Here is a 4,504-nt window from a genome sequence, read left to right on the forward strand (position 1 = left end):
CCGCCGAGCTCGCCGGCTGACATCCGTGCGGCATCGCCGCGCGACGGCCCTGCCCATCGCCGCCGCCATCCCTAGATAGGGGCTCGACGACCGACAGGAGCGGGCGACAGACCCATGACCGAGACCAGAGCCCCGTCGAAGCGTACCCGCAAGGGCGCGAGCATCCCGCAGGATGGCGCGGCCCCGGACCAGGCCGGCCCGGCCGGCCCGGCGCCGGAGACCCAGGCGCATTCCGAATCTTCGCCGAAGCTGTCGCCCCGCGAGGCCGCGGTCGAGGCGCTGATGCGGCTCGCGGCCGAGCAGCCCTGGAACGACATCGAGATCGGCGACATCGCCCGCGAGGCGGGCCTGACGCTTGCGGAGCTGCGCGACCTGTTCCCCTCGAAGGGCGCGGTGCTCGGCGGCCTGACCCGGATCATCGACCGCAAGGTCCTGGAGGGCGACAGCGCCGGCCTCGAGGAGGAGCCGACCCGCGAGCGGCTGTTCGACGTGCTGATGCGCCGGCTCGACGCGATGACCCCCTACAAGCCGGCGCTGCGCCGGATCGCCTACGCGCTGCGCGGCGAGCCGCTGTCGATGCTGGCGCTCAACAGCGTGATGCTGAACTCGCACCGCTACATGCTGGCGGCGGCTGGGATCGACACCGAGGGGCCGCTGGGCCAGCTCAAGCTCCAGGGCGTGGTGATCGCGTTCGCCCGCGTCACCCGGGTCTGGCTCGACGACGAGGATCCCGCGCTCGCTCGGACGATGGCCAAGCTCGACAAGGAGATCCGCAACGGCGAGCGCCTCATGGAGCGCGCCGAGGATGCCCGACGGCTGACCGCGCCGTTGCGCGCGCTCGGCCGGTCCCTCCTCGACCGCCGCCCCCGGAGCCGGCGCGAGCCGGACGGCGACGAGACGGATCCCGCGGCGGCGATCTGACCGTTCGAATCGGGTGCCGCCTTCGGCGCCTGCGTCATCCCACCCCCGCCCCTCATCCTGCGCAAGGGGGAGGGGAAAAGCGCCTTCCTTCCAGAACCTTGGGGTTCGGGAGAGACGGGTGAATCCCGCAGCCCGAACGGAAGAGAGGATCTGAGCCGGATCCCTGCGGCCGGGTTGCCCGGCCCGATGCGGGGATCCGCAAGCGCCCCATCCTGGGGCGCCCGGCGACCGAAAAGCGCCCCGCCTCAGGCCGCCTGGATGTCCCGCAGGAAGCCGTCGACCTCCTGGCGGACCTTCTGGGACTGGCTGGCCAGCTGGGACGCCGCGTGCAGCACCTGCGTGGCGGCGCTGCCGGTCTCCCCGGAGGAGGCCAGCACCTGGGCGACGTTCGACGAGACGTCGCGGGTGCCGCGGGCGGCCTCGCCGGCGTTGCGCGAGATCTCGCTGGTCGCCGCGGTCTGCTGCACCACCGTGGAGGCGATCGCGCCGCTGATCTCGTTCACCGCCGTGATCGTGCGGGCGATCTGCTCGATCGCGGCGGCCGCCTGATGGGTGGCCGCCTGGATCGCCGCGATCTGGCCGCCGATCTCCTCGGTGGCCTTGGCGGTCTGGCCGGCCAGCTCCTTCACCTCCGAGGCCACGACGGCGAATCCCCGGCCCGCATCGCCGGCCCGCGCCGCCTCGATCGTGGCGTTCAAGGCCAGCAGGTTGGTCTGCCCGGCGATCCCCGAGATCGTCGTCACCGCCGCACCGATCTGCTCGGAGGCGAGCCGCAGGCTGGCCATGGCGGTGTTGGTGGCCTCGGCCTCGTGGGCCGCGTGGCCCGCAACCTCGTTCGAGCGGATCACCTGCCGCTCGATCTCCTGCAGCGACGCGACCATCTGCTCGGCGGCGGCCGCCACGGTCTGGACGTTGGTGGAGGCCTGCTCGGCGGCGGCGCTGGAGGCCACCGCCTGGGTGTTGGTGTCGTCGGCGACCTGGGTCATCGAGCGCGCCGTGGCATCGAGTTCCGTGGCGGCCCCGGTGACGACCTCGAGCGAGGCGGCGACGTTCTGCTGGAAGGCGCGGACCAGCTGGTCGACCCGCTCGGCCCGGCTCAGGCGGGTCGCCTGCTCGGCGGCCTGGGCGGCCTCCAGGTCGGCGCGGGCTATGGCGTTCTGCCGGAACACGTCCACCGCCTTGGCCATCTCGGCCATCTCGTCCCTGGCCCTCGGCGCCGGAACCTCGACAGCGGTGTCGCCCTCGGCGAGGCGCTTCATCGCGTCGGTCATGGCGGTGACCGGCCGGATGACGCTGCGGGCGATCAGGAAGGCCAGAAGACCACCGACCCCCACGGTCAGGCCGACCAGGCCGATCTGCCCCCGCTGAGCGCTCGCCACCGCGGCCGACGTCGTCGCCGAAATCTCGGCGACCTGGGACATCACCCTCGTGCGCGCCGTCTCGGCGTGCTGTTCGATCTTGTCGGTTTGCGACTTGATGCCAAGCTCGAAGGTCGCTTTGACGTTGCTCGCCGCGTCGTCATAGGCAGTAACGGTGCCGGCATAGGTATCCAGCGCTTTGGCGATGGCCGTGACCATCGGCATGAGTGTTGCGCCGCCCGTCTCGAACGCCCGCAAGGCGGCGCGGGTCTGCTCGACAGCCTCCGCGAAGACGCCCCGATCCTCCGGACGCAGTCTGATCGTGAGGCGCGCGGCGGCGAGCCGGGTCCGCAGCACGGCGTTCTCGACCGCCTGAACCCGATAGATCAATGCGTCGTCGCCACGGCCGCGCGCCTCGGCGATCAGTGCGTCGGCGAAGCGCGTGAGCTGATCCCCGCCCGCAAACATGGCGGTTCTGGTTTCGGTCAACGTCGAGCCGGCCGCCGCGAGTCGCTCCAGTCCCGGCTTCAGGGCCCGCGCCTCGTCGCGGATCTCACCGTAGATCCTGCGCCGCTCTTCACTCGGGGTCGCCACGAGGTGGTTGATGCTCGCGGCCTCGATCGCCTGGCGCATCTGCTCGATCGCGGCGACCTGCGCGGGATCCGACTCGAAGCGGTACTTCTCTGCGGCGCCGGTCAGGCGGAGGGCGAGGTTGCTGATCGCGAGGATCGACCGCGAACCTTGGTCCAGACGAGAGCGCGCGTCGTAATACCCATCGATCGTGCTCTGCTGATGAAGCGAGAAGGCACCTATGCCGGCAGCGATCAGCACAAGCATCGCAAAGCCGGCGTAGAGCCGGTGGCGGATTCCCAAGGTCACAGGCGTACAACTTTCATTGATGCGTACCATCGATGGGCACGGCACCCATAAAAATCGGTCGAATGACATTCATGTGTCAAGATTAATTCGTAAATCATGAGAATAATTAAAAGATAAATTATCAAAATCTGATACTGGCGGGCCAATCATGCTTTGTGATGCGCCCCACATTCTCCAAATGCATGTTCACCGCGTTCGAGATTTGATAAAAGAAAAATCACTATCTTTCTGATCCGGGTTCTTTCTGAAACGAGATGAAACTTATCGATACATTGGGAACAGCGAGCTGAATTATCTGGTCTCCAAATGCATAGCCAGGAAACTTTATGGGCCAGGTGTCGGCGATAAGCAGACGAACCAGGATGGCACGGGGTCAGCTTTTCGTGGTGACGACCGGTGCATCGCCGGCGCGCTCCCCGGGATCCGGGGGTACGGCACCCGCCCCGGACGACATCCCGGCGCGCGGAATGGTGAGCGATTCGACGTGCGGCGGAACCTCCCGACATCCACGCCGCGCCAGGTCAGGCAACAAGTCTCGGGGGTACCGGACTCGCGAATCGGCCGGCGGGATACAGGCCCGTCAGGCCGCGCGGTTGGCCAGCGCCTCGCGCATCAGGCTCGCGACCATCCCGTCCTGGAACTGCTCGCGCTGGATGAACAGGGCGTCCGGAACCAGCACCGAGGCTTCCTGCGGCGGCGGGTCGAACGGATCGCTGGACAGGACGATGCGCAGGCCCGGGCGCAGGGCCCGCGCCTCGACCGCGAGCTGCGCGCAGCACAGGCCGCCGCCCTGCAGGGCCGCATCCACCACCATCACGTCCACGGGCAGCCCGAGGGCCAGCACCGTCATGGCGTCGACGCCCCGGTCGCAGGCGGTCACCTGATAGCCCAGCATCCGGATCTCGGTGGAGATCTCGTCGCGCCAGCGCTTGTGGCGGCCGACGACCAGCACCTGGATCCGGTAGCAGACGCCCTGGGGCAGCCTGCCGGAGGCCGTCTCGACGTCGGTTGTGGGCATCGTCCGCACTCGACCTCGCTCTGGCATTGCGATGCACCATGCTATGCCGGGAACCAAGCCTCGCGCAAGTCTGCCGCCGCGAAGACGCCGCATTCGGCGGCGGCACTGCCCAAAGCGCATGCAGCCTCACAGTTGAGCAGCACACGTGCTGAGGCCGCCGACGCGGCCCGCCGCCCCACGCGGCGGCGGCGTACGGTTGACGGCCCCGGGGTCGCGCGGGCAACACCGGGCCGCCGCGGGACGCCCCGCGCGCTGCCGGAGCTTTGAGTCGATGTCGTCCGCGAAATCCCCGCCCGTCTCTCCGCTGGCGCCGCGCGCGGTGCCGGAG

General features: G+C 69.3%; 3 protein-coding genes. 1 reads left to right on the top strand and 2 read right to left on the bottom strand.

Going from position 1 to position 4,504, the window contains the following annotated elements; translation table 11 throughout:
* Positions 1–114 precede the first annotated feature (114 nt).
* Positions 115–921, top strand: coding sequence for a TetR/AcrR family transcriptional regulator (locus FV228_RS21175; RefSeq protein ID WP_187277848.1), 807 nt, complete (start codon positions 115–117; stop codon positions 919–921).
* Positions 922–1,166: 245 nt separating this feature from the next.
* Here FV228_RS21175 and FV228_RS21180 read toward each other — a convergent pair whose 3' ends face one another.
* Together FV228_RS21180 and FV228_RS21185 are read right to left on the bottom strand one after the other, a co-directional pair.
* The gene (locus FV228_RS21180; protein ID WP_238262428.1) at positions 1,167–3,158 is read right to left on the bottom strand and encodes a methyl-accepting chemotaxis protein; all 1,992 of its coding nucleotides are present in this window, start codon (positions 3,156–3,158) and stop codon (positions 1,167–1,169) included.
* A 580-nt stretch (positions 3,159–3,738) separates the two neighbouring features.
* Positions 3,739–4,176, bottom strand: a complete 438-nt coding sequence (locus tag FV228_RS21185) for a histidine kinase (protein ID WP_147856417.1) — start codon at positions 4,174–4,176, stop codon at positions 3,739–3,741.
* Positions 4,177–4,504: the final 328 nt, after the last annotated feature.

It is taken from the genome of Methylobacterium sp. WL18, assembly GCF_008040015.1.
Taxonomy (GTDB): domain Bacteria; phylum Pseudomonadota; class Alphaproteobacteria; order Rhizobiales; family Beijerinckiaceae; genus Methylobacterium; species Methylobacterium mesophilicum.

Bases quoted from the DNA above. Each gene is read 5' to 3' on its own strand.
- FV228_RS21175 (WP_187277848.1), top strand. From the start codon at position 115: ATGACCGAGACCAGAGCCCCGTCGAAGCGTACCCGCAAGGGCGCGAGC.
- FV228_RS21185 (WP_147856417.1), bottom strand. From the start codon at position 4,176: ATGCCCACAACCGACGTCGAGACGGCCTCCGGCAGGCTGCCCCAGGGC.